Genomic DNA, 4,175 nt, shown 5'->3' on the forward strand with positions numbered 1-4,175 from the left:
TATTTTGAAAGATATACAGAAAAAACCTTACCATAATATTCTTTTTTTTGATTTCAATGGCAAAAGCAAATCGTTTGTGTCAACAGATGCCGATAACTTAAAAATAAATGAGCGCTACAGTATAGCTTTTTATATAACTTTTAATAAAACGTATTGCAATTTTACAATAAAAGATATATTTAAGGAGTAAATATGGGTTTTAGTGAAAATGCTATAACAGTATTAAAGTCGCGATATCTTAAAAAAAATGAACGTGGCGAGATTATAGAAACACCAGATGATATGCTAAAGCGAGTGAGCAAACACATAGCACAGGTAGAAAAAGACTTTGATTACTGGTTTGAGAAATTTTATGATTTAATGGCTTCACTTAAATTTTTACCAAATACACCTACTTTGATAAATGCAGGAAATCCATTGGGTCAGCTATCAGCATGTTTTGTGTTGCCTGTCGGTGATTCTATGGAAGAGATATTTGAAGCCGTAAAACAAACTGCAATTATACACAAAACTGGTGGTGGTACAGGTTTTTCTTTTAGTAGACTAAGACCAAAAGGTGAGGTGGTCCAATCTACAAAAGGTGTAGCATCTGGTCCTGTGTCATTTATGAAAGTATTTGATTGTGCTACTGAATCCGTAAAACAAGGTGGCGTAAGACGCGGTGCAAATATGGGAATTTTAAGGGTCGATCATCCAGATATCTTAGAGTTTATACACTGCAAAGAACAGGAAAATGCCATAACGAACTTTAATATAAGCGTTGCTATAACTGATGACTTCTTAGAAAAACTTAAAAATGATGAAGAATATGAACTAATAAATCCACATACAAAAAAGGTAGCAAGTAAGCTTAAAGCTTCATTTGTATGGGATGAGATTGCAAATAATGCATGGAAAAATGGTGAACCAGGTCTTGTTTTTATTGACAGAATCAACAAACTTCACACTTTAAAAGGTGTTGAAATTGAAGCAACAAATCCATGCGGTGAACAGCCTCTTTTAGCTTATGAATCTTGCAATTTAGGTTCTATAAATTTATCAAAATTTGTTAAAAATAGTTCAATTGACTGGGAAGATTTAAAAGAATGTGTTCACACTGCAGTACGTTTTTTGGATAATGTAATTGATGTTAATAGCTACCCGATTGAACAAATAAAAACAGAAACACTAAAAAATAGAAAAATAGGGCTGGGTATAATGGGATTTGCAGACATGCTTGTAGATCTAAACATTGCCTACAATAGCAAAGAAGGTGTTAAATTAGCAAGCGATGTGATGGGTTTTATACAAAAAGAAAGTCATGTTGCATCAAGCAATCTGGCAAGTCAGAGAGGCTGTTTCCCGGCCTATGAAAATAGCATCTTCAAAGATCAAAATATATTAATGCGTAATGCCACAACAACCACAATTGCCCCAACTGGCACAATATCTATGATAGCTGATTGTTCATCAGGTATCGAACCATACTTTACACTTGCTTATTACAAGCAGGTGCTTGACGGTAAAAAGTTAAAATATGTAAATGAAAGACTGCTTGATCGACTGCAATCAAGCGGTATTAATGTAGATGATTTTTTAGAAGAACTGATTGCAAATGGTGGAAGGCTTAAAGGTTTGGAATTGCCAAAATCCCTTGAAGATTTAAGCAAGATTTTTGTAACATCAATGGATATGGACTATACTGCCCACATCGACATGCAAGCGGCTTTTCAAAATTATACAGACAATGCTGTATCAAAAACAATAAACATGCCAAATTCTGCAACTGTAGATGATGTAAAAAAAGCATATTTTTACGCTATAGAAAAAGGTTTAAAAGGCTTAACTGTATACAGAGACGGCTCAAGAAGCGTTCAGGTTTTGGTATCAGAATCCAAACAAGAAAAACTACAGACTATTAAACGCGGACGCGTATTGCGTGGCTTTACGGAAAAACTCAAAACATCCAGAGGAAGCCTGTATGTAACTGTAAATACCATGGGCGGCAAACCTGTAGAAGTTTTTGCAAATATAGGCAAATCAGGTGGTGATATATCGGCATTGTCAGAAGCAATTGGCAGACTTATTTCAATAGCTTTACAAAACGGTGTAGATGTTGAAAAAATTGTAAGTACACTTATAAACATAACAGGTGCTCAGCCTATCTGGAATGAAGGCAGGCTTATTAAATCTGTACCAGATGCTATTGCTCAGGTATTGAAAGATCATTTTTTAGACAAAAAGGTTGAAAAAAATTATGAAGAGTGTCCGGAATGTGGTGGTGTGTTAGAAGAAGTAGAAGGATGCGCTGTGTGCAAAAATTGTGGGTACTCGAGGTGTAGTTAATGGATATTGAAAAGTTAGCCAATGAACAATTTGAACAAATAAAACGAGGAAGTGTAGAAATAATAGAAGAAGAAGAGCTTAAAGAAAAAATAAAAGAATCACTTAAAACAGGTGTGCCTTTAAGAATTAAAGCTGGTTTTGATCCAACTGCAAAAGATTTGCATCTTGGACATACTGTGCTTATACAAAAACTTAAGCATTTTCAAGATTTGGGTCATGAAGTTTACTTTCTAATTGGCGATTTTACTGCAACAATAGGAGATCCTACCGGAAAAACACAAACGAGACCGTCTTTAAGCAAAGAAGAGGTTGAAGAAAACGCAAAAACATACAAAGAGCAAGTATTTAAAATTTTAGATAAAGATAAGACGAAAGTTGTTTATAATTCAACATGGTGCGAAAAGCTGTCTGCCGCTTTCTTAATTGAGCTTGCAGGTCATATGAGTGTAGCAAGAATGCTTGAGAGAGATGATTTTGAGAAAAGGTACAAAAGTGGAAAACCCATATCAATAAAAGAATTTTTGTACCCATTGATTCAAGGATATGATTCTGTTGCACTAAAAGCTGATGTGGAGCTCGGTGGAAGTGATCAGAAATTTAACCTCTTAGTTGGCAGGCTGCTCCAGTCAAAATTTGGTCAGAGACCTCAGAGTATTTTGATGATGCCTATACTTGAAGGTACAGACGGTAAAAATAAAATGAGCAAGTCTTTAGGTAACTATATTGGGTTAAACGAAAGTCCAATTGATATGTATGGTAAAATCATGTCTATATCAGATGAGCTTATGTTTAGATATTACGAGCTATTATCAGATAAATCTGTACAGGAAATTGAAAGCTTTAAAAAACAAATACAACAGGGTTCTTTAAACCCAAAATTTGTTAAAGAACAACTTGCTTTAGAAATTGTTGAAAGGTTTCATCCAGGTCAATCTCAAAAAGCAAAAAAGACATTTGATGCTCTAACGCACAATGAAAGGCCCGACTTGCTTGAAGAGATAAACTTAAAAATTGACACACAATCAATTTGGATATGCCACTTGATAAAAAATATAGGCTTTAGTGATTCTACATCCAAAGCAAAACGTTTAATAGAGCAAAAAGGTGTGTATATAAACGATAAGGTAATAGAAGATGCAGGATTGCAACTTAAAAAAGGTGATAGTTTTGTGTTAAAGGTCGGAAAAAAACAAATTGCAAAAGTAACAATCGAGTAAGACTTATGCTTTTGGTCATAGATGTAGGCAACACAACAACGGGTTTTGGTGTTTTTGAGTCAAAAACGCTTATTCATACATTCCGTATAAGTACTATAAACCGCACTGATGATGAAGTAACGATACTGCTTTATGATTTGTTTAAGATCAACGGTCTTGATTTTAATATAGAAGGTGCAATTATCAGTTCAGTTGTGCCATATTTAACACAAAAAATCGTAAATGCAATTGAAAAAATATTCAAAGTAAAAACTAAAGAAGTAGGAGCAGGAATAAAAACTGGTGTAAAAATTCTTTACGATAACCCAAAAGAAGTAGGCGCAGATAGAATAGTGAATGCTCTTGCTGCTTATGAAAAGTGTTTGGGTGCTGCAATTGTTGTAGATTTTGGTACGGCTACAACATTTGATTGTGTTAGTGAAAAATGCGAGTACCTGGGCGGTGTTATAGCACCAGGTGTAAATATATCTATGGAATGCTTAAGGGAACACACGGCAAAATTACCAAAAATCAGTCTTGAAAAACCAATGCGAATTATTGGTAAAAATACCATAGAAAGTATGAGAAGTGGTATTTATTTTGGTTATATTGAAATGGTAGAAGGCATTATTGAAAGATTAAAGCTTGAGATGC

At 34.3% G+C, this 4,175-nt stretch carries 4 protein-coding genes; all 4 read left to right on the forward strand.

Annotation, left to right across the window (positions count from 1 at the left end):
• The coding region (locus tag Q0C22_RS03925; protein ID WP_291491350.1) for a hypothetical protein at positions 1 to 190 on the forward strand (190 nt) is incomplete at its 5' end.
• A 2-nt stretch (positions 191 to 192) separates the two neighbouring features.
• Positions 193 to 2,325: a vitamin B12-dependent ribonucleotide reductase gene (locus tag Q0C22_RS03930; protein WP_291491360.1), complete on the forward strand. Its 2,133-nt coding sequence runs from the start codon at positions 193 to 195 to the stop codon at positions 2,323 to 2,325.
• Positions 2,325 to 3,542, forward strand: a complete 1,218-nt coding sequence (gene tyrS, locus Q0C22_RS03935) for a tyrosine--tRNA ligase (RefSeq protein WP_291491369.1) — start codon at positions 2,325 to 2,327, stop codon at positions 3,540 to 3,542. The genes Q0C22_RS03930 and tyrS overlap by 1 nt, the downstream gene beginning before the upstream one ends.
• A 5-nt stretch (positions 3,543 to 3,547) precedes the next feature.
• The coding region (locus Q0C22_RS03940) for a type III pantothenate kinase (protein WP_291491378.1) at positions 3,548 to 4,175 on the forward strand (628 nt) is incomplete at its 3' end.

Origin of the sequence: Desulfurella sp. (assembly GCF_023256235.1) — a bacterium.
Taxonomy (GTDB): domain Bacteria; phylum Campylobacterota_A; class Desulfurellia; order Desulfurellales; family Desulfurellaceae; genus Desulfurella.

Excerpts from the sequence above, each read along its gene's own strand:
- Q0C22_RS03930 (WP_291491360.1), top strand. The coding sequence starts at position 193 with ATGGGTTTTAGTGAAAATGCTATAACAGTATTAAAGTCGCGATATCTT.
- tyrS (WP_291491369.1), top strand. The coding sequence starts at position 2,325 with ATGGATATTGAAAAGTTAGCCAATGAACAATTTGAACAAATAAAACGA.